General features: G+C 35.2%; 23 protein-coding genes. 9 read left to right on the plus strand and 14 right to left on the minus strand.

Features of this window, described 5'->3' with window-relative positions; genetic code table 11:
- Positions 1-92: 92 nt before the first annotated feature.
- On the plus strand, positions 93-1,190 hold the full coding sequence (carA, locus tag LV89_RS05860) for a glutamine-hydrolyzing carbamoyl-phosphate synthase small subunit (RefSeq protein ID WP_109741941.1): 1,098 nt from the start codon (positions 93-95) through the stop codon (positions 1,188-1,190).
- Between the two features lie 189 nt (positions 1,191-1,379).
- Positions 1,380-2,111, plus strand: a complete 732-nt coding sequence (gene mnmC2 / locus LV89_RS05865) for a tRNA (5-methylaminomethyl-2-thiouridine)(34)-methyltransferase MnmC2 (RefSeq protein WP_211321158.1) — start codon at positions 1,380-1,382, stop codon at positions 2,109-2,111.
- Positions 2,112-2,172: 61 nt separating this feature from the next.
- Here the strand turns inward: mnmC2 and LV89_RS05870 are convergent, their stop codons facing one another.
- The 3 genes from LV89_RS05870 to LV89_RS05880 form a co-directional block, all read right to left on the minus strand.
- Positions 2,173-3,597 (minus strand): nicotinate-nucleotide adenylyltransferase, encoded by a 1,425-nt coding sequence (locus tag LV89_RS05870; RefSeq protein ID WP_109742164.1) that lies wholly within the window; start codon positions 3,595-3,597, stop codon positions 2,173-2,175.
- A 158-nt stretch (positions 3,598-3,755) separates the two neighbouring features.
- The gene (locus LV89_RS05875; RefSeq protein WP_109741943.1) at positions 3,756-4,598 is read right to left on the minus strand and encodes an N-acetylglucosamine kinase; all 843 of its coding nucleotides are present in this window, start codon (positions 4,596-4,598) and stop codon (positions 3,756-3,758) included.
- A 104-nt stretch (positions 4,599-4,702) separates the two neighbouring features.
- Complete coding sequence (locus LV89_RS05880; RefSeq protein WP_211321167.1) at positions 4,703-4,930, minus strand: cytochrome b5 domain-containing protein; 228 nt, start codon at positions 4,928-4,930, stop codon at positions 4,703-4,705.
- A gap of 147 nt (positions 4,931-5,077) precedes the next feature.
- Between LV89_RS05880 and LV89_RS05885 the strand changes: the two genes are divergently transcribed.
- Complete coding sequence (locus LV89_RS05885; protein ID WP_109741945.1) at positions 5,078-5,560, plus strand: hypothetical protein; 483 nt, start codon at positions 5,078-5,080, stop codon at positions 5,558-5,560.
- A gap of 170 nt (positions 5,561-5,730) precedes the next feature.
- A complete protein-coding gene (thiL, locus tag LV89_RS05890) occupies positions 5,731-6,759 on the plus strand; it encodes a thiamine-phosphate kinase (protein ID WP_109741946.1) in 1,029 nt (342 codons plus the stop codon).
- Positions 6,760-7,001: 242 nt separating this feature from the next.
- On the opposite strand, the gene LV89_RS05895 is transcribed toward thiL, so the two are convergent.
- Positions 7,002-8,039, minus strand: coding sequence for an acyltransferase (locus LV89_RS05895; protein WP_146199093.1), 1,038 nt, complete (start codon positions 8,037-8,039; stop codon positions 7,002-7,004).
- A gap of 138 nt (positions 8,040-8,177) precedes the next feature.
- Positions 8,178-8,885, minus strand: coding sequence for a thioredoxin domain-containing protein (locus LV89_RS05900; protein ID WP_109741948.1), 708 nt, complete (start codon positions 8,883-8,885; stop codon positions 8,178-8,180).
- Between the two features lie 234 nt (positions 8,886-9,119).
- On the opposite strand from LV89_RS05900, the gene eno reads away from it, so the two are divergent.
- The 5 genes from eno (at position 9,120) to LV89_RS05925 (ending at position 12,511) form a co-directional block, all read left to right on the plus strand.
- Positions 9,120-10,397, plus strand: coding sequence for a phosphopyruvate hydratase (eno, locus tag LV89_RS05905; RefSeq protein ID WP_109741949.1), 1,278 nt, complete (start codon positions 9,120-9,122; stop codon positions 10,395-10,397).
- A 92-nt stretch (positions 10,398-10,489) separates the two neighbouring features.
- The gene (locus LV89_RS05910; RefSeq protein ID WP_109741950.1) at positions 10,490-10,912 is read left to right on the plus strand and encodes a hypothetical protein; all 423 of its coding nucleotides are present in this window, start codon (positions 10,490-10,492) and stop codon (positions 10,910-10,912) included.
- Positions 10,913-10,991: 79 nt separating this feature from the next.
- Positions 10,992-11,213: a hypothetical protein gene (locus tag LV89_RS05915; RefSeq protein WP_109741951.1), complete on the plus strand. Its 222-nt coding sequence runs from the start codon at positions 10,992-10,994 to the stop codon at positions 11,211-11,213.
- Complete coding sequence (locus LV89_RS05920; RefSeq protein ID WP_109741952.1) at positions 11,203-11,610, plus strand: PIN domain-containing protein; 408 nt, start codon at positions 11,203-11,205, stop codon at positions 11,608-11,610. Before LV89_RS05915 ends, LV89_RS05920 begins: the two co-directional genes overlap by 11 nt.
- An 88-nt stretch (positions 11,611-11,698) precedes the next feature.
- On the plus strand, positions 11,699-12,511 hold the full coding sequence (locus LV89_RS05925; protein ID WP_109741953.1) for an ion transporter: 813 nt from the start codon (positions 11,699-11,701) through the stop codon (positions 12,509-12,511).
- Positions 12,512-12,618: 107 nt separating this feature from the next.
- Here LV89_RS05925 and LV89_RS05930 read toward each other — a convergent pair whose 3' ends face one another.
- From LV89_RS05930 to LV89_RS05970, 9 genes are all read right to left on the minus strand, one after another.
- The gene (locus tag LV89_RS05930) at positions 12,619-15,189 is read right to left on the minus strand and encodes a heme lyase CcmF/NrfE family subunit (RefSeq protein ID WP_109742165.1); all 2,571 of its coding nucleotides are present in this window, start codon (positions 15,187-15,189) and stop codon (positions 12,619-12,621) included.
- Between the two features lie 108 nt (positions 15,190-15,297).
- Positions 15,298-15,645 carry a HepT-like ribonuclease domain-containing protein gene (locus LV89_RS05935; RefSeq protein ID WP_109741954.1) on the minus strand — a complete coding sequence of 116 codons (348 nt, stop codon included), beginning with the start codon at positions 15,643-15,645 and terminating at the stop codon, positions 15,298-15,300.
- Entirely contained in the window at positions 15,635-15,928 is a 294-nt protein-coding gene (locus LV89_RS05940) for a nucleotidyltransferase family protein (protein WP_109741955.1), read from the minus strand. The genes LV89_RS05935 and LV89_RS05940 overlap by 11 nt, the downstream gene beginning before the upstream one ends.
- A 6-nt stretch (positions 15,929-15,934) precedes the next feature.
- Positions 15,935-16,375 carry a cytochrome c maturation protein CcmE domain-containing protein gene (locus LV89_RS05945; RefSeq protein ID WP_109741956.1) on the minus strand — a complete coding sequence of 147 codons (441 nt, stop codon included), beginning with the start codon at positions 16,373-16,375 and terminating at the stop codon, positions 15,935-15,937.
- A 78-nt stretch (positions 16,376-16,453) separates the two neighbouring features.
- The gene (locus LV89_RS05950; protein ID WP_109741957.1) at positions 16,454-16,675 is read right to left on the minus strand and encodes a CcmD family protein; all 222 of its coding nucleotides are present in this window, start codon (positions 16,673-16,675) and stop codon (positions 16,454-16,456) included.
- Positions 16,676-16,677: 2 nt separating this feature from the next.
- On the minus strand, positions 16,678-17,157 hold the full coding sequence (locus tag LV89_RS05955) for a hypothetical protein (protein WP_109741958.1): 480 nt from the start codon (positions 17,155-17,157) through the stop codon (positions 16,678-16,680).
- Positions 17,150-17,449, minus strand: a complete 300-nt coding sequence (locus LV89_RS05960) for a hypothetical protein (protein ID WP_109741959.1) — start codon at positions 17,447-17,449, stop codon at positions 17,150-17,152. The genes LV89_RS05955 and LV89_RS05960 overlap by 8 nt, the downstream gene beginning before the upstream one ends.
- Before the next feature lie 4 nt (positions 17,450-17,453).
- Complete coding sequence (gene ccsA / locus LV89_RS05965) at positions 17,454-18,119, minus strand: cytochrome c biogenesis protein (RefSeq protein WP_109741960.1); 666 nt, start codon at positions 18,117-18,119, stop codon at positions 17,454-17,456.
- Positions 18,120-18,275: 156 nt separating this feature from the next.
- Positions 18,276-18,941 (minus strand): heme exporter protein CcmB, encoded by a 666-nt coding sequence (locus LV89_RS05970; protein WP_109741961.1) that lies wholly within the window; start codon positions 18,939-18,941, stop codon positions 18,276-18,278.
- Positions 18,942-19,104: the final 163 nt, after the last annotated feature.

Genomic DNA, 19,104 nt, shown 5'->3' on the forward strand with positions numbered 1-19,104 from the left:
GCAATAAAATAAGCAAAATCACTTGTAACTATTGTTCTAAAACCCAAAACCTAAAACCCAAAACCTATTACTTACATAAAAAGCAAGGATAAATGAAAGTAACACAAAGCCAACCAGCTATTTTGTTGTTGGAAGACGGTACAGTTTTTAAAGGAAATGCCCTCGGCAAAATCGGAACACACGGCGGAGAAATTTGCTTCAATACAGGTATGACGGGTTATCAGGAAATTTATACTGACCCTTCTTATTTTGGTCAAGTTGTTGTCAATACTACTTCTCACATCGGGAATTATGGCGTTGTTGAAGATTTGGAAGCAGAATCTTCTTCTGTGAAAATTTCAGGAATGGTTTGTAATGAATTTTCTCCTATCCATTCTCGTAAAACTGCCGACGATTCTCTTCAAAATTATTTTGAAAAAGCTGGAATCGTAGGTATTTCAGGCGTTGATACTCGTCAAATTGTACGTCATATCCGTGAAGCAGGTGTAATGAATTGCATTATTTCTTCTGAAATTTTAGACGTAGAAGAATTGAAGAAAGAATTGGCAAAAGTTCCGCCAATGGAAGGTTTAGAATTGTCTTCGCAAGTATGTACGCAAGAAACTTATTTCTTGGGAAATCCAGATGCTGAAAAGAAAGTAGCAGTTTTAGATTTAGGAGTTAAGAAAAGCATTTTGAGCAACTTAACGGATAGAGGTTGTTATTTAAAAGTATTCCCTGCTAAGACTTCTTTTGAAGAAATGAAAGCTTGGAACCCAGATGGTTACTTTGTTTCTAATGGCCCTGGCGACCCTGCGGTAATGCCTTACGCTGTTGAAACGGTTAAACAAATTGTTGATGGAAATAACCCAACGTTTGGTATTTGTTTAGGACACCAAATTTTGGCACAAGCGTCTGGACTTTCAACCTATAAAATGAAAAACGGACACCGTGGTTTGAATCACCCAGTGAAAAATTTAGTTACTGGATTGTCTGAAATTACTTCTCAAAATCATGGTTTTGCTGTGAAAATGGAAGAATTAAAAGCAGCTTCAAACGTAGAGTTGACACACATAAACTTAAACGACCAAACGGTTGAAGGTTTACGTAGAACTGACAAGCCTGCATTCTCGGTACAACACCACCCAGAAGCATCTCCGGGGCCACACGATTCACGTTATTTGTTCGACAATTTCGTTGGAATGTTATAACAGGGGTTAGGGGCTGGGTTTTAGGATTTAGTTAAATTGCTTAGATATTTTGCTTGACAACTAAATCCTAAAAAACATCCCCTTATTTATTAGACTTCCTGCGAAGGTGTTTTAAGTCGTAAAACAACATCTTTTCGGCTACAAATAGCGAAATTTTTTCAAGATTGGGCATCCCCCCATTTCTCTGCTATGCTTTCAAAATCCCCGCTATTTTCACTCGAAAATATACCATTTTTCAATCATAAAACACTTTCGCAGAAGTCTATTATGGAAAGATTAAGAATTACGGACGATGGTTTTACCACGTTGTATAGCTCTGAATTTGGGCAATTTTACCATTCTGTTCGTGGTGCAATGGCTGAAACTCAATTAGTTTACATTGACTTAGGATTATTAGCTAAAGCCCAAGAAATCAAAGAGATAAATGTTTTAGAAATAGGCTTTGGTACAGGCTTAAATGCTTTGGTAAGTGTTTTAGAAGCTCAAAAACACGATTTAAAACTTCATTATACCACACTTGAACCCTTCCCAATTTCAAATGATGATGTGCAACTTTTGAATTATCAAGATGAATTGCACACGCAAATATTAAAAAATCTTCACGAAGCAAAATGGGAAGAAGAAGTGGAAATAAACTCCAATTTCTACTTAACAAAAATCAAGACAACTTTACAGAATTTTTCATCTAATAAACTTTTTGATGTAGTTTATTATGACGCTTTTGCCCCATCGTCTCAACCAGAACTTTGGACAGAAGAAACATTTGCAAAAGTGGCTTCTGTGATGCAAAAAGGCGGTTTTTTAACCACTTATTGTTCAAAAACGGTAGTTAGAAAGGCTATGCAGGCGGCAGGTTTTATTGTTGAGAAACACCAAGGAATGTGGGGAAAACGAGAGGTGGTTAGGGCGGTTAAGGGGTGATGGGTTAATGGAAAGTATTTTTAACGTTGTCAGCGTTTTGAACGCTGACAACGTTTTAATTTTAAACTGGCGTAACCTCGCAAGGATAACCAAATAAACAGTTTTCTTTCACTAATTTTACAACCGTTGGTGGTACTAATTCTTCCCAACCTTCTTCTCCCGACTGAATTTGGGCTAAAACATTATCGGTTTTTATGCTCAAAAGATTCTGATTATAATCTTTAATATCAGCAAATTTGTCGTTATCCTGTAAATACTGAAAAAGTCCTTTCAAATGCGTTGGCGGAATAAATTCTTTCGTTGTCACAATTTCTCCCTTTTCATTCATTGTTGGGTGCAAATACAATTTAATTTTGGGAGCAAAAAGTGTTGAAAAAGCTGCCAAAATCCCGCCTGAAATATTCGTATAGTGCTTTTCTTCAAAAATGTAATCCAAATTTGGCATTCCTAAAATTAAGCCCATTCTTACTTTCGTGAATCCTGCCAAATACTGAACCAAACGATAATATTCATGGAAATTTGAAATCAATACTGTTTGTCCCAACGAACACAAAATATCAACTCTATCCAAAAAGTCTTTTTCATTGATTTGCTCATTACCAGCTTGAAGGTTTTTCAATGTTAATTCTGCCAACAAAACCACTTTATCATCGTCAACGTCGGGTTCGCTTTCAAATTGCTTCAAACCTTTTTTAATCATATCCAAAGACACATTCGTTACAGGTCTGAAACGCCCACGCACTGCCACAATATGCTTTTTGTAAAATGCTTCAGAAGGCTGCATCACGTTTCCGTCTGGTCCAAAAAGTGCGGCATTGGTAAACCCATTTTTCACTAAATGTAATGACATCACACGGTCATCAACTTCCTTAAAATCAGGGCCACTAAAACGAATCATGTCAATTTCAATACGGTCAGACGAAAGGTCATCCATCAGCGATTGAAGTAAAATTTCTGGTTGTTCGTGATAATAAAAACAGCCAAACATCAAATTCACACCGATAATACCAAGAGCTTGTTGTTGAAGGACATTATCATTATCCTTCATTCTAACGTGAATAACCACATCATTTGGCTGACCATTGGGTTCAAGTTGAAAACGTAAACCAATCCAACCGTGCGGGTCATTTGTTTTCTGATAATTTAGAGCAGAAACGGTATCCGCAAAAGCAAAAAATGTCCGCTCTGATGCCATTTCGGTCAAGCGAACATTAAGTAATTTGTACTCACGATTGAGCATTTTCATCAAACGTGCCTCTACCACATATCTTCCAGATGCCTCTTCTCCATAAATAGCATCCGAAAATGCCATGTCATAGGCTGAAATAGTTTTAGCGATAGTTCCAGACGCTCCTCCCGACTTAAAAAAGTTAGCAGCTACATCTTGTCCTGCCCCAATTTCGGCAAATGAACCGTAAATACGACGGTCAAGATTTATGCGTAAAGCCTTTTGTTTTGTTCCAATGTTTCTATCGTAAGTTAGCATGGTTTTGTCAATAAATTTATTTAAAAAGTCAAAATTGGGAAGTGTTTTGTACCTTAAATAGCCTATAAAGCCAGCACTTACACAAGTTAATACCATAACGCTAAAAAGCATGATTCAGCACTGAAAAATACATTTATTTCACAAAATAAATCAATAAATTATTTATAAAATAAAGTTAACCCCGCAATTGGACTTTCCATAATTACCCCAATGGTACAGCCTTTTTCAACCGCAACTCTTCTTAGAATATCCGAATAATAAAACGCTACCGAACCCGTAAAATGGATTTTATATTTCGAAAAATCGGGATATTTTAATAGATATTTTTCAAAAAACAAGCCAAAAGCATTACTCACCAATTGGTACACAAAAGGATGTTGACGATTATCAAATAAAAACTTAGAAAACGAAGCAAAATACCGATTAGGAAATGGTTTCTGATAAGCATTTTCTATAATTTCAAGACGTTCTTTTACTCCAAAACGCTTATCAAATTTAGCTCGTAAATCTTCGGGCAATTCTTCATGCAAATAACTCAAAATAAGCTGTTTACCCAAATATCCTCCAGAACCTTCATCGCCCAACCAAAAGCCAAGTGGTGGCACTTGAAAGGTAATTTTATCACCATCATAAAAACAAGAATTTGAACCCGTACCCAAAATACACGCAATACCTGCCTCACGTCCACACAAAGCACGGGCAGCAGCAAGCATATCCGAATGAGCTTCAATCGTTTTGACATCATTAAAGACCATTCCAATTGCCTGACGAATCACCTCCGCTTTTTCATCGTTAGTAATACCCGTTCCGTAATAAAATACTTCGTCAATATTTGTATTGGGTAAATTTGGTAAAAGATTTGCACGTAATTCTTCGGCAATATTCTCCGCCGTTTGGTAATAAGGATTAAACCCAACCGTTTTATATTGAGAAATTTGTCCGTCGGCAGTAATTGTACGCCAATCGGTTTTAGTTGAGCCACTTTCGGCGATTAGTTTCATGGTTTTATCTTAGAAATTCTTATAAAGTAATGCAACCTTTTCACAGGTTAAAGTAGTCTTTATCAATAGGAAATAAACTTTTACGAAAATTGGAAGTCTAAAGGTTAAAGTAATTTCCCAACGATTTCAAACTTGGCAAAAACAGTTTCTGAATGAGGTGCATCGGCAAGTTCTTCGGTGAGGTCTTGCCCAGCCCAATGTTCATAATGTTTGCCATTTTTCCAAAGGCGAGACTTTGTAACATCATAAATTTGTCCTTGGAAGGCAACCCAAATTTCGTCTCGGTCTTGCCCATTTCTTAAAGCTAATTGTGATTTCGTATATTCTTTCAATTTATTACCATTTAAACATAAAATACTAAAAATCAACACTTTAAATACATTATCCATACTTTTAAAGCGTCATTTTTTTTATTAGATTTGCTCGTTTCAAATTAATTTATCATTTTTAACCTTCAAAATTAAAATCTTACAATCATTATGAGAAAAATATTTCTTTACTTACCTATACTATTTGCCTTTATATTGGTTTTAAGCTGTGGTAAAACTTCTACTACTGAACCTACCGCTGCTGAAAATTTAGCTAATAAAACTTGGACGGTTAGCATTGCTAAACAAAACGGAACTCAAGTCTATCAAAAAGGAGGTACTTCTAATATTGAAGGAGGTTACAGTAATTATAAACTTACCTTAGGGACTATCGCTAATGGTTCGGGTACTGCCAGCTTAACAGCAAGAGATGGTTCAACTTTCTCTGGTACTTGGGCATTATCAGGTAGTGACAAAGTTTTAACACTATCAGGTTTAAAAAATACCGCTGGAGCTCCACCAACAGGAACCTCTGGAACAATCGTATATAATATTACTTCAACAGTAACTGCAACTGCTGTAACATTAGAGTCAGCACAACCAGACCTCAAAGCAGGTAATACAACCGTGAATTTACAATTAGTGAATCCGTAAACCAAATATAAATAATTTCGAAAGCCGTTCTGAAAAGGACGGCTTTTTTCGTTTTTAGGGGTTAGGAGTTGGAATTTAGGGATTGGAACTTTAGACATTCTAATAATTAAAAGCCTGAATCTAACACCCAACATCTAACACCTAACACCTAAACTTATTATCTTTGTAGCATGGAACAAAGAACAGAACTAAGCACTCTTGGCGAATTCGGATTAATAAAGTTAATCAACGAGAAATTTCCCATAAATAATCCAGAAACGCTTAAAGGCATTGGCGATGATGCTGCCGTAATTGATTCGGCGGGAAAAGAATTAGTCGTTTCAACTGATTTATTGATTGAAGGAATCCATTTTGATTTATCCTACTGCCCTATCAAACTTTTAGGATACAAATCTGTGGCAGTTAATGTTTCTGACATTGCGGCAATGAATGCCATTCCAAAACAAATTACGGTTAGTTTAGGTTTGAGTAATCGGATTTCAGTAGAGGCAGTTGAGGAATTATATGAAGGGATAAAAGCCGCTTGCGATGAATATAAAGTGGATTTAGTAGGTGGAGATACCTCCGCTTCTCGCTCTGGATTGGTCATTTCAATAACGGCTTTGGGATTTGCAGAAAAGGAAAAAATCGTTTACAGAAATACGGCAAAAGTAAATGATATTGTTTGTGTTTCGGGAGATTTCGGAGCGGCTTTAATGGGTTTACAAACACTTGAACGGGAGAAACAGGTATTCTTGGCGAATCCTGATATGCAACCACAAATTGATAAAGATAGAGATTATGTGATTGAGCGTCAGTTGAAACCGCAAGCTCGCATGGACGTTGTGTATGAATTACGTGATTTGGGCGTTGTACCAACTTCGATGATTGATGTTTCAGACGGATTGGCGGCTGAACTTTTGCATATTTGTAAAAACTCGGGCGTTGGAGCAGTCATTTTTGAAGACAAAATTCCGATTGAAGACCAAACCTATTTAACGGCTACTGAGCTAAATTTCAGTCCAATGACGGCAGCTTTAAATGGCGGAGAAGACTATGAATTACTCTTCACGGTGAAACAAGAAGATTACGAAAAAATCAAGAATATGAATGATGTTAGCATCATTGGCTATATTACAAATGATGTTACTGACGCAAAAATGATGATGAAATCAGGGAATTTAGTGAATATTACTGCCCCGGGTTATGAACATTTTTAGTTAGAGTTTATGAGTTTAAAAGTTTATGAGTGATGAGATACGTTTTCTCATAAACCTTTAACTCATAAACCTTTAACTCATAAACTCTTTACTCATAAACTCTTAACTCATAAACTCTTAACTCATAAACTCTTAACTCATAAACTCTTAACTCATAAACTCTTAACTCATAAACCTTTAACTCATAAACTCTTAACTCATAAACTCTTAACTCATAAACTCTTAACTCATAAACTCCATATCTACCCCGTAATCCAATGTCCTTTCGGCAATCTTCTAATAATTCCAATCACGACAATACAAATAACTGCCGTAAGAATAAAATGAAGTAACATTCCCGGAATTGGATTTTTATACATCGCAAAATTTATCTTAAAATCTCTCGAAAGAATTTTCATCACCAACCAGTGAAATAAGAAAACTCCGTAGCTACTCGCATCAATTTCTCCAATAGCTTTTTCGGCAAATGGTTTATTAAATATTTGTTGAAAAAATAAGACAATTCCAAAACTCATCATTACTACCAAAGGACTATGATAGCCCAATAAATCTATGTATTTGCCTGCTTGTTTCGAGAAAAATTCAACGGTAAACATCGTAGAAATCCAACCAATCAGAAATAAAGCAATAGCTAATAACAACGTTTGAGCAGAAGGCAAAATTGGGTATTTTTTCAAGTAAGCTCCCAAAACAAAATATCCTGCAAAACCTGTAAAATATCGAAAATCAAAATAAGGTTTTATGTTCATCGTTTTTTCCAAAACTAAAAAACAAGAATTGGCAACAAACCACATTCCTAAGAAAAATAAAACCTCATTTTTGGGAGCAGCCACAAACCAACGGCTCAAAATTGGTGTAAACAAATACAAACCCAAAAGCATATACACAAACCATAATTGCCCAGAGCCACTGGCATTATTCGTCAAAATTCTCACAAGCCAATCGGCTGATAACCAATTTACTTGTTCCGCTTTTATGCCTTTAAAAGTACCGTGAATCATGTAAATGAAAAGCCAAACCAAGAAAGGAACGAAAATTCTACTAAAACGTTTTGAAAGAAATGCACCCAAATCATCATAACGGTCTAAAAGCAAATACCCCGACAACATCACAAAAACAGGCACAGCAAAACGCCCAAACGTATTGATAATATTGCAAATCCACCAAGTATCTACGGGCATTTTCCCAAAGTGATAAACGCCATTACTCGCCGTATGAAGCAAAATAACGATTAAGGTTGCAAATACTCTGAGATTGCTTATCCAATATATTTTGGGCATTTCATTAGTGGTTTTGTTTGTTAAATTAGGCAAATTTTGCCATTGAGGAGGTTTCTGACAGTTTACAGGCAAAGATTTTTCCTTTTTTTTTCATCACTCATACAGATTGCTTCGTGCCTCGCAATGACAAAATTCAAGTTACTCTCCAATCATTTCTCTGAATCCTTTTTCAGTCTGGAAACCTACTGCACGCATCGTCAATTTACCATTTTTATAAATCAAAAACGTAGGGATTTCATCAATTTTGTATTCAGCAATCAACGCTTTATTGGCATCTGAATCTACTTTTTCAAAGACAACTTTACCTTCCAACTCTGCTTTTAATTTATCAACAGTGGGCATCATTTTGATACAAGGACCACACCAAGTAGCATAAAAATCTAACACAACTATTTTATTGTCTTTCAAGAGTTTATCCACATATTCTTTTGACAAAGCATTTGATTTTTCCACAGGTTTTACGCCCTCAACAGGTTTCATTTTGGTTGTCCATTTCAAATATCCTCCGCCTAAATCGTAAACTTGCGTAAAACCATTTTGCTTAAAAATATTGGCAGCCTCAGCACTACGCCCGCCTGCCAAACAATACACAAAAACTGGTTTTGATTTATCTAATGTTTGAATCTTCTGGGTAAAATCTGCACTACGATAATCAATATTCTGAGCTTTGGGTAAATGCCCGCCACCGTATTCACCCGTTGTGCGTACATCTACCAACTGAGCGGTTGGTGTTTCAGCATATTTTTTCTCAAATTCCTCAACTGACAAAACTTGTGAGAAGCCAATTGACGTATTTACAAAATATACTATTGCAAAAAATATGATTGAACAAATATTATTTTTCATTTTTAAGGGGATTAAAACAATTATGACATGAAACTATTAGAAAAGTACAAACAATCTTGAAAAAAGAATTAATTTTGTTTAGAATTTCTAAGCTATGAGCAATATGCTGTACGCTTTAGGCAATATGTTTTTTTGAAAGCATATAAAGTTATCCCAATATACTGTAAAAGCCTATTGCCCAATGCGTAAAGTCTTCGGCTAATAATTTATAATCAAAAACAAAATCTAAGAAAAATGAGTGCAATTCAGTATGTACACGCAAGACAAATTTTGGATTCACGTGGTAATCCAACTGTAGAAGTAGATATTCGTACCGAAGACGGTGCTTTTGGACGTGCCGCAGTGCCTTCAGGAGCGTCAACAGGTATTCACGAAGCAGTTGAATTACGTGACGAAGACAAAAGCACTTACGTGGGTAAAGGCGTTTTGAAAGCCGTTGAAAACGTAAACACTACCATCGCTCAAGAATTGTGGGGTTTAGAAGTTTCTGAACAAAACATGATTGACCGTTTGATGATTGAATTGGACGGAACTCCAAACAAAAGCAAATTAGGAGCAAACGCTATTTTGGGTGTTTCTTTGGCAGTAGCTAAAGCAGCAGCACAAGAATCAGGTTTATCATTATATCGTTACATCGGTGGTGTTAATGCTAACACTTTACCTGTACCAATGATGAACATCTTGAATGGTGGTTCTCATGCTGATAACTCAATCGACTTCCAAGAATTTATGGTAATGCCAGCGAAAGCTGAATCATTCTCGCACGCTTTGCGTATGGGTACTGAGGTTTTCCATGCTTTGAAAGGCGTATTGAAATCAAAAGGATATTCAACTAACGTAGGTGATGAAGGTGGTTTTGCACCAAACATCAAGTCTAACGAAGAGGCTATCGAAATCGTTTTACAATCAATCGAAAAAGCAGGTTACAAACCAGGTGAAGAAATTTTCATCGCTATGGATGCTGCTGCTTCTGAATTCTATGACGAAAAAACTGGTCTTTATACCTTCAAGAAATCTGATGGCAAGCAATTGAACAACATGGAAATGGCTGCTTATTGGAAAACTTGGGCTGACAAATATCCAATCATCTCTATCGAAGACGGTATGGCTGAAGATGACTGGGCAGGTTGGAAAGAGCAAACTAAATTAATTGGCGGTAAGTGTCAATTAGTTGGTGATGACTTGTTTGTAACTAACGTAAAACGTTTACAAATGGGTATCGAGCAAGGTGTGGCAAACGCTGTATTGGTAAAAGTAAACCAAATTGGTTCTTTAACTGAAACAATCGACACAATCAACTTAGCGAAACGTAATTCATACAAAAACATCATGTCTCACCGTTCAGGTGAAACTGAAGATGCTACCATTGCTGACTTAGCAGTAGCATTGAACACAGGTCAAATCAAAACTGGTTCGGCTTCACGTTCAGACCGTATGGCAAAATACAATCAATTACTTCGTATCGAAGAGGAATTAGGGGCAAACGCTTATTTTCCTGGATTGAATATGTAGGAATTTGATTTTCATGAAATGTAAAAATGCCCTACGGATTGTTCTGTAGGGCATTTTTTGTAATTTGGTATAGAAATAATTATTATTAATCAATGAGAAAGTTGTTTAAGTATATTTTAAAAAGAGCATATTATGCCAGTTTAATTAATAATCATATTTTGACTACTTCAAATGAACATTTTGATGCAGTCAAAAAAAATCTGTCTCGTGTACTTTCTTTTGGTATGTTTTTCATGCCTATTGTCGGAATCTTAATGATGATTGCAAAGATTTTAAAGCTATATAATACAATTCCATTTATTTTTCAATTGATTATTGCCTTGATTTCAATACCACTTATTCTTAATCCAGTAACAAGGATTTTAAACACTATTTCTTTGACTGAATTAGAAGAAAACAATGCTGAAATACAGAAAAAATTAAGCAATGAATATTCATGGTTCGTCTTAATTTTTATGGCAAGTCTTGTATTTTTTATGGGTATGATACGATTTACTTATTTACATTTTAGATGAAATGAAAAACTAAAATACCGCTCTCAAATGTAAATTTTTCGTAAATAATTCCCCTATATTTGTATCAAAATAATCAACCATGACAAACACAACATACCAGCAAAATATCATTCCTCTTTTACAAAAAGGAAAGACCAATAGCTATCGTCCCGAAGACATAAAACGTTGGGGTGTTGAGAGGTTTTTAGACACCGTTTGTTCAAAAGAAGAAATTATTATACCTGTACTTGGGTTCACTGATGAAGAAAACAAAAGAATGACTACAACCTTAATTGAAGATACTAAAGAACATGATATTTGATACAAATCTAATCATAAAACATATTCGTAAATCACAGAATCTACCCTCAAGAATTATTATCCCAATGCCCGTCGTTGGAGAATTGAAAGCATTTGCACTAAAGTCTGATTGGGGAATACAAAAGGTGCTTTTTATGAATAATCTCTTTAATTTATTTCCATTAGTTGAAATAACCGAAGAACTTACTGAAATCTACGCCCAAACCGATGCTTATAGTCAAGGAAGACTACAAGGGAATCCACTTCCACTCGGTGTCTCAGCCCGAAATATGGGTAAAAATGATTTATGGATTGCTACCACTGCCTTATATTTCGACTTAGAACTCCATACAACTGATAATGATTTTGACCACTTAATTAATTTTGGGCTAAAATTAATTAAACATCTTCCGTCATAAATTTATCAATATATGAGATAGCATAAAATTACCCATTCAGTTAAAATCAGCACACATAATTCCCTATTTTTGTACAAAAGCTGATTATATGACTTCACTCAGAAAACGTGTACACAACATTCTTGAAATTTCTATCCGACGAAAAAGCGGAATTAGTTTCGTGATTAATCTTTTCTTGACGCTTGTTATTTTCTTCAATACCATTTCTATCATTTTGCATACTGTTCCATCAATCAGAGAAAAATACGAGCGTTTTTTTCATGAGTTTGAGATTTTTTCAGTGTCTGTTTTTGGTATTGAATATTTACTTAGAATTTGGTCGTGTGTAGAAAATGACAAATACAAACACCCTATTAAAGGTCGTTTAAAATTCGTTTTTTCTGTTTGGGGACTTATTGATTTACTCGCAATCTTACCTTTTTTTGCGTCTTATTTCACTAAAGATTTAGGATTTATTCGGATTCTTCGTTTACTCAGAATGTTGCGTTTGTTCAGAGTAAGTAAGTATTTTCATGCCCTAATCGTCATTCAACGGGTGATAAAAGACAAACAAGAAGAATTAGTTTTGAGTATGGTTTTTATCATTTTTACGCTCATTATTTCATCAAGTTTAGTGTATTATGTAGAACATCCTGCTCAACCAGAAGCATTTAGTAGTATTCCAGAAGCGATGTGGTGGGGCGTCAATAACATGACAACGGCTGGTTATGGAGATTTAAAACCTATAACTCCATTGGGCAAAGTCTTAGGAGGTATTATTGCTATTTTGGGTGTATCATTTTTTGCTTTGCCAACAGGTATTTTGGCATCGGGATTTGCAGAACAAATTAGAGAACAAAGCGAAAGAAGAAAAATTAAATGCCCACATTGCGGAAAAGATTTTAATGAACATAAACATTGATGAAGCTTATGAGTTATTAAGGAATGAGTAAAGGGTATTTTACTCATAACCTAAAAAAAGCCTTGCAGAATCATTTTCTACAAGGCTTTTTTAATTGATAAGTAATATTATAATCCTTTATCTCGCATTAATCTGAATTCTCGATAACGTCTGATAATTGCCATTACAAAACCCAAAGAAAGTACCAAAGTTCCAATCCATAAAAGGTTGATTAATGGTTTTTCGATAGCTTTTAGTACCACATAATCTCTTTGTGTTGTATTGAAAGCAAATTCAAATTTACCCGTTTTAGGGTCGATATTAACAAATTTTGCTCTAATACCTACTTCGTTATTTTCAATTGGTGGCATGGCTACCATTCCTCCACGAATCACAAAAATTGGCTTTATTTCATATTGAATAAACTCTTTGCCCATTACTTTGATAGTTGCTTGCACGGCAGCATCTCCTGCACCTAATGGTTTTCCTTCAAATTCATTCACACGAGTTACGTTATCTAATACTGCAACATAATCATTCAAAAAGAAAGTATCTTTTATAGCTACTGAATAGTTTTCCGTTTTACTCCACTCACGTTGGTCTAAGTCTGGAGCAAGGGCAACGTAAGTATATAAATCTGTCCCAAGATTACGTTTTAGAGCTGGAGACACCGAATTACCCATTTTCTTATTAATCTGAAAACGAGGGAAAAGCGTTGTTATCTTTCCATCTTTATCTCTAAAGTCAATTTCATAATATTTATTTTCTGGGAAAACGGGCAAGGTATCTCCTTTTGAATAATATTTCTTTCCTTTTTGCTCAATGTCTTGCAAAGCAACTGCGTGGAAGTCATTTTCAATAATTTCCACCTGCTCTGGACGAAGATAATCTGGTAATTCACGTCCTTCTACACGCACGCCTTTGTAAGTAAGCGTATAATCGTCCATTTTTTGTGGCGTATTTAGCCACAACATAACGTTTTCTTTATTTTCCTTCCCGTTATTATCCGTAAATGATTTATCGTTTGAAATGTTAAAACCTGCGGTATTAATAGAAACAACTTTTGAATATCCAGAAGAGAATAAAATCCCTAAAAGCATCATGGCAACGCCTATATGTGTAACCGCCCCACCTGATAGCTTGTAGTTTCCTTTGAAAATATCAAACAAAATTGAGCCGTTGGTGATGATAGAGAAAATTCCACCAAACAATAAAATAATATAAGTTGGCGACTCAAAGAAATCTCCTGTTTGAGATTTTGTTGTGAAGAAAATGACAACAAATGTCAAGATTAAACTTGCCAACAATGGTGTTAAAAAATATTTTGCAAAATTCTCTTGTTTAATTTTCTTCCACCAAAAAGCTTGTCCAATACCCGAAAATACTGCCATTCCGACGCCAAACCACAACTGAAATTTAGAGTAATAAGTTGGAGCATCAGCAGGAGGAGCTAATTTTGACACAAAACCCAAACCTTCTACAATTTTATTATAAACAGGCAATGAGGTTGCCGCAATGATTTGGAAAGCAGATAAACAAAGAGTTGTTGCCCCTAAGAAAATCCAAAACTCACGACTATAAGTTGACACTTCTTTTTCGTCTGATGGGACTTCTTTCCATCTCCAAACTAACAAACCAATGGCAATAAATAAGAAGAAAAGTAAGTAAATCAACAATTGACCCGAAAGCCCTAAATCAGTAAATGAGTGAACCGAAGCTTCTCCTAAAATACCACTTCTATTCAAAAATGTTGAGTACAAAACCAATATAAACGTAGCAATTACCAAAATAAATGAGGTTCTTAGAGCAGTTTGATTCGTTTTGTAAATAATCATACAGTGAATGGTGGCAACTAATACCAACCAAGGTACAAAAGAAGCATTTTCAACAGGGTCCCAGTTCCAATATCCACCAAAGTTCAGGGTTTCATACGCCCAATAGCCACCCATGATAATACCAACGCCTAAAACCAAACCCGATACCAAAGCCCAAGGCAAAGCTGGACGAATCCAAGCTGAATATTCACCTCTCCACAAACCCGCCATTGCATAAGCGAAAGGAATTAGGGTTGTTGCAAAACCTAAGAAAAGGGTTGGCGGGTGAATTACCATCCAATAATTTTGAAGCAATGGATTCAATCCACGACCATCTTCTGCAATGAAATCAGGTTTCATTTGCCAAATGGGTAAATCAGGCATGGCTTCTCTCATCATTAAGAACGGCGATGACCCAATTTTCAAATCAATTACAGGCAAAACAACTCCCAAAATCATTGAACAAAGGAAAGTTTGAACTGCTGCAAAAATTGCCATTACGGGTGCTTCCCAATGTTTATTGGTTTTGATAAGGATAATTCCTAAAACTGCGTGCCAGAATATCCACAAAAGGAAACTTCCCTCCTGCCCTTCCCAGAAACAAGAAATTATATAGTAAACAGGCAGTGCTTTTGATGAGTGCGACCAAGCGTAATGATATTCAAAATAATGGTTGTAAATAATTGAGAATAAAGAAATTATTACGCCTACAACTGCTGCACCATGAATATAAAAGGCATAGCGAGAAAAGCGTTTCCAAGATTCTTGTTGGTCTAAATCAGTGGTTTGTACAGATTTGAAATAGCCAAAAGTTGCAATTACTGATGCCACGAATGACAGAATAATGCACAAATGACCTATATTTCCGATGGTTGTATGAAACATTTTATTTTTGAATGTACTGAGTTTGTTTATCATTATATCCCAAATATTGGGAATCTATTTTCAATCAAATGAAGACGAAAGATTAGCAGGCTGAAAGAATATAAATATTTACGAAATTGTTTCAATAATCCTTTCAATATTTGGAATTAGAGAGGGTATCTCATTTTGAATAACTGTCCAAACAATCTTATCATCCAGTCCAAAGTATTCATGAACAATTACGTTTCTAAATCCAATAATTGTTCGCCATGGAATCTCTGGGTTTGCTGCATGAATATTTTCAGATAGTCTATTTGAAGCCTCGCCTATTATTTCAAGTTGCCGAACCGATGCGTTTAACATCATTGAGTTACTCGAAAACTCTTCAAAAGTAGCATCTTTTACATATTCCAAAATCTCACTTGCGGCTTCAAGAATATGTAATAAACGAACTTTATCTCCCAATCTATCTTGCATATATTAGTTCCTTTTCTTGTTCAACAAGTGGTCTTACAAATTTTGACAATGCTCTTTCTGATACTAAATCTACTTTTCTGAGCAGCTTTTCTTGCAAATCCAGTTGCATTTGAACAAATCCTAAACCGATAGACTGAGAATAATCTAACTCTACCAAAATATCAATGTCACTTTTTTCAGTAGCTTCTCCTCTGACAAATGACCCAAAAAGATATGCTTTCAAAACTGGCTTGTCTTGAAAATAATCAATTATAATTTGGCGATATTTTGAATCTAAAGTCATCTAATTTTATGACTGCTTCGCTGGTTTTTCTACTTCTTTAAACTCAGCATTTCCATCTTGATATTTTGATGGACATTTCAACAAGATTTTTTCACATTTGAAAACCTGCCCTTCCATATTACCGATGATAACAATTTGTTCAGCTTTTCCTAAATCTTGTGGCTTAGGAGCATTATAAACTACTTTTTGTGAGCGACCTTTGTTATCAGTTAAGGTAAATTCTAAGTGATTGGCGTCAATCGCTGGGTTATAAATCAAATCTTCAATATCCCCCGAAGCACTTTTTTTCAGTTTACCAACCACGTGAACTTGATTAACATCACCGCTTTTCGCCTTTACTTCCGCATCAGCAAAATCTGTGTAGGTACTTGCTTCTGTACCTGTTGAAACAAGGATTGCCACAGCAATAGCAATCACGATAAGTCCGAAAATATGTGTCTTTTTCATATTAGTTGTTAGGTTTTAGTGGTTAGGTTTTAGGAGTTAGTTACAAAATACTAAGACCTAAAACCTAACTCCTAAAACCTATTTTTTAATTTGTTTTTCTAACTTTGAAATTTTACTGTCAAGGTTTACTAAATAAACGATGATTCCTGTAAAAATGGTTGCAACAACCGCTACTACTACATAGATTCTACCATCTTCATAAAGTTTATCTGCCATGTCTATTTCATTTGAGGCATTTTCCTGAGCAAACAAACTTACCGAGATTAATAAAAACGTGATTAGGGAAAGTATTTTTTTCATTTTTAAAATATTATAAAGTCTTCAAAATTGTTTTGATATTCGGTTAGGTCAATTTGCTTATTGGTCACCTTTCCGTTTTTGAAAGTTAATCTTAGTGTAAGATTGTCTTTGTATTCAGAACCTGACGATTGATTTTCATATAATCCAAGCAATGTTTCTTGGTCAATTATAATTGGTTGATTCCAATTCTCAATTTCTCTGACTACCAAGACATAGCTAACTTCTTTAATGGAGTCTCTTAATTGTTTCAGAGACAATTTGAATTGAGCTGTATAACCTCCATTTTTAAGATAAATTGCCTTTGAGGTCTTTACTTGTACTCGTACAAGTTCCCCGTTAAAATCTTTCACCACGAAAATATCATCACCAACATCTACCTCTGGAATTGCCACATTCCAACCTCTTAAAAGAAATTCAGACATCACAAACAAATGCCCTGCCTTACCAAAATATAGATGTTCGTTAGGGAATTGGTTATTCATATAAATTCAAATCTTCTATTTTCGTGTCTGATTCTGGGTCGTAAAACGAGACTGTTTTGATTTTTTTAAGGTCTTCTTGATTATACATTCCTAAAAGTAGTGGAAGTACAGCCGTTTCTAACCATCCTAACATGGATTGAAAATTACTTTTTTTTCCATAATTAACAACAATAAAACTTGCAGGATTTGCTCTATCTCCAAATTCTTCAATAATTTTCAATTTCTGATTTGGTAGAATTGAAAAACCGTAGCCACTTGACTGCTTTGTTAGATAAACTCTTAAATTCTCCATAACCTTAACTATTTTCTTGATGAATTTGCTCTAAATTTTTCAAGCGTAATCTCAAATTAGTAATCCAATATCCCAAACAAATCCAGCCAAGACAAGCAGGGTAAAATACAATTCTCATGGTATGTTCTGTATCCATTGGTTTAAAACCGGGATTTCCTCCATTTCCTGGGTGCAAAGAATCCGTCATTCTTGGCAAAATAATCAACAATGGAATTAGAAGTGCAACCGCAAAAATATTGTAAATGGCAGAAATTCTTGCCCTTTGTTGTTCATCGTTGAACGAACCACGTAAGATGATATATGCAAAATAAATCAATAGTCCAATGGCTGCACCATTGAGTTTTACGTCGTTGGTCCACCAAGCTCCCCACGTATATCTTGCCCAAATACTGCCCGTTGCGATTCCTACAATTCCGAATAAAATCCCTGTGCTGGCATATTCAGCGGCTTTTGTATCGAACAATGTTTGCGGACTACGAAGATATTTTATCGAATTCCACACTGAAACGCTCAACATCGTAAACATTCCAAACCACATGGGTACGTGGAAATACAAATTACGGGCAGTCTCGTGTAAAACGGGCTGACGTGGAATTCTACCTAAAAATCCCCAAATTAATACATAATAAAGTAGCCCTACGGCTAAGAATTTATACCAATTGTTTTTCATAATATCAGTTATCAGTAAACAATTATCAGTTATCAGTCGGACTGCAAACAGTTTGTCTGTAAACCTCTAAAACATTCATTGATAAGTCTATTTTATATCACTACATTTTTAAATCTCTATTTTCTATTAACTGTTTACTGATAACTGTAAACTGATTTAGCTTCTCCACAAATACGGAAACAAAATCACACTTAACACCAACACGATTCCATCAATTGCTAAAAGCGTCAGGATTTCGTCTAAACTACTTCCTCTATCCAATCCGTCAAGGGCATTTTTAGAGATTTTCAGAAGCATTATCAACATCGGAATAATAATCGGGAAACTCAAAATTGCCATGAGCGTCGCACTGTTTTCTGCTTTTGAGGCAATTCCTGCTACCATTGTTAGCGTACTCGAAAACCCGACTGCTCCCAAAACAATACTCAACAGATAAATTCCCATATCTTCTACGGGATTTCCCATTACCACCGCATATACACCAAAACCAACTAATGCCAATACCAGCATCAAAATTGTGTTGTAAATAATCTTTGAAAGAATTATCCCTACGGGGCTTGCCAAGGTATAATAATACAACAATCTTCCAAAACGCTCTTGAGTAAAACTCTTTGCAATGGCATTCATCGCTGTAAACAATAGGATAATCCAGAACAAAGTATTCCACGTAAGTTTGTCAATCTGGTTTGACTTCAATCTAAACGACAAATAACAAACATAAACCGTACTTACGATATACAATAACATTCCGTTAAGGGCATATTTCTGCCGAAGTTCCAGTCTAATTTCTTTATCAATTAGTGCTTTTATTTCTTTTAGCATTTTATTAGGACTTGGGTTTTAGGAGTTAGGATATAGGTAACAAATGGCAGAAATCCTTTCATAGAAATATCTAAATCCTAACCCCTAAATCCCAAGCCCTAATTCGTTGCAAAGTTACGACACAAACAAACCTCAAGCACATAAACAAAATAATATTTTGATA

This window comes from Arcicella aurantiaca (assembly GCF_003148625.1).
Lineage (GTDB): Bacteria > Bacteroidota > Bacteroidia > Cytophagales > Spirosomataceae > Arcicella > Arcicella aurantiaca.

Bases quoted from the DNA above. Each gene is read 5' to 3' on its own strand.
- LV89_RS05970 (WP_109741961.1), bottom strand. From the start codon at position 18,941: ATGCTAAAAGAAATAAAAGCACTAATTGATAAAGAAATTAGACTGGAA.
- LV89_RS05930 (WP_109742165.1), bottom strand. From the start codon at position 15,189: ATGTTTCATACAACCATCGGAAATATAGGTCATTTGTGCATTATTCTG.
- ccsA (WP_109741960.1), bottom strand. From the start codon at position 18,119: ATGAAAAACAATTGGTATAAATTCTTAGCCGTAGGGCTACTTTATTAT.
- LV89_RS05925 (WP_109741953.1), top strand. From the start codon at position 11,699: ATGACTTCACTCAGAAAACGTGTACACAACATTCTTGAAATTTCTATC.
- LV89_RS05895 (WP_146199093.1), bottom strand. From the start codon at position 8,039: ATGCCCAAAATATATTGGATAAGCAATCTCAGAGTATTTGCAACCTTA.
- LV89_RS05945 (WP_109741956.1), bottom strand. From the start codon at position 16,375: ATGAAAAAGACACATATTTTCGGACTTATCGTGATTGCTATTGCTGTG.
- LV89_RS05920 (WP_109741952.1), top strand. From the start codon at position 11,203: ATGATATTTGATACAAATCTAATCATAAAACATATTCGTAAATCACAG.
- carA (WP_109741941.1), top strand. From the start codon at position 93: ATGAAAGTAACACAAAGCCAACCAGCTATTTTGTTGTTGGAAGACGGT.
- LV89_RS05870 (WP_109742164.1), bottom strand. From the start codon at position 3,597: ATGCTAACTTACGATAGAAACATTGGAACAAAACAAAAGGCTTTACGC.
- LV89_RS05875 (WP_109741943.1), bottom strand. From the start codon at position 4,598: ATGAAACTAATCGCCGAAAGTGGCTCAACTAAAACCGATTGGCGTACA.
- LV89_RS05960 (WP_109741959.1), bottom strand. From the start codon at position 17,449: ATGGAGAATTTAAGAGTTTATCTAACAAAGCAGTCAAGTGGCTACGGT.
- LV89_RS05910 (WP_109741950.1), top strand. From the start codon at position 10,490: ATGAGAAAGTTGTTTAAGTATATTTTAAAAAGAGCATATTATGCCAGT.
- LV89_RS05940 (WP_109741955.1), bottom strand. From the start codon at position 15,928: ATGACTTTAGATTCAAAATATCGCCAAATTATAATTGATTATTTTCAA.
- eno (WP_109741949.1), top strand. From the start codon at position 9,120: ATGAGTGCAATTCAGTATGTACACGCAAGACAAATTTTGGATTCACGT.
- mnmC2 (WP_211321158.1), top strand. From the start codon at position 1,380: ATGCTTTCAAAATCCCCGCTATTTTCACTCGAAAATATACCATTTTTC.
- LV89_RS05885 (WP_109741945.1), top strand. From the start codon at position 5,078: ATGAGAAAAATATTTCTTTACTTACCTATACTATTTGCCTTTATATTG.
- LV89_RS05950 (WP_109741957.1), bottom strand. From the start codon at position 16,675: ATGAAAAAAATACTTTCCCTAATCACGTTTTTATTAATCTCGGTAAGT.
- LV89_RS05935 (WP_109741954.1), bottom strand. From the start codon at position 15,645: ATGCAAGATAGATTGGGAGATAAAGTTCGTTTATTACATATTCTTGAA.
- LV89_RS05915 (WP_109741951.1), top strand. From the start codon at position 10,992: ATGACAAACACAACATACCAGCAAAATATCATTCCTCTTTTACAAAAA.
- LV89_RS05900 (WP_109741948.1), bottom strand. From the start codon at position 8,885: ATGAAAAATAATATTTGTTCAATCATATTTTTTGCAATAGTATATTTT.
- thiL (WP_109741946.1), top strand. From the start codon at position 5,731: ATGGAACAAAGAACAGAACTAAGCACTCTTGGCGAATTCGGATTAATA.
- LV89_RS05955 (WP_109741958.1), bottom strand. From the start codon at position 17,157: ATGAATAACCAATTCCCTAACGAACATCTATATTTTGGTAAGGCAGGG.